1 protein-coding gene is annotated in these 768 nt (G+C 43.1%); it reads left to right on the forward strand.

The window, feature by feature from the left end:
- Window positions 1-691: PBSX family phage terminase large subunit (locus tag GY843_RS09985; RefSeq protein ID WP_297309107.1), on the forward strand; the 691-nt coding region annotated here is incomplete at its 5' end.
- Between the last annotated feature and the right edge of the window lie 77 nt (window positions 692-768).

The following is a 768-nucleotide window of genomic DNA, read 5'->3' on the forward strand; positions in this document are numbered from 1 at the left end:
CGACACGGTTATACCTAGGGATGACTGCGACTTCTTTAAATCTACGTACCTAGATAACCCGTTTTTAAACAAGGAGGTAATAGAGGAGATTGAAAGACTTAAAGACACAGACGAGAATTACTGGAGAATCTATGGACTAGGAGAAAGAGGCATAAGCAAGGAGACCATATTTCAAACTCACGTATACGACGAGTTGCCCGAAAATGCCAACCACATAGCATACGGCTTAGACTTTGGATTTGCTGCTGATCCTGCTGCCTTGGTAAAAGTCAGTCAAAGAGGGGATGAGCTGTACATGGAAGAGTTGATATATAGTGGAGGTTTAACCAACCAAGACTTAGGCGAGAAGTTCAAGACATGGGATATAGGAAGGCATGATGAAATCATTGCTGACAGCGCAGAACCTAAAAGCATTACGGAGTTATCGCGAATGAACTTTAACGTCAAGCCTGCACGTAAAGGAGCAGACAGCATACGCAATGGCATTGACATAATGAGGAGGCATAAATTGTTTATCAAGTCAGACAGCTTGAACTTGCAGAAGGAGTTTAGAAACTATAAGTGGAATACAGATCGAGATGGGCGTATACTCCCACACCCAAAAGACGCATGGAATCATGGCATCGACGCTGTGAGATATTGCTGCCTTAACAAGCTAGCCCACAGAAACCGTTCATACTACGTAAGATGAAAGTAAGCCTACCTGAAGGTTACCACGAGATAACCATAGAGCAATACCAAAACGTTTGGAAAGCATACGAGAAATCG

The organism is Neptuniibacter sp., from assembly GCF_024231755.1.
GTDB lineage: Bacteria > Pseudomonadota > Gammaproteobacteria > Pseudomonadales > Balneatricaceae > Neptuniibacter.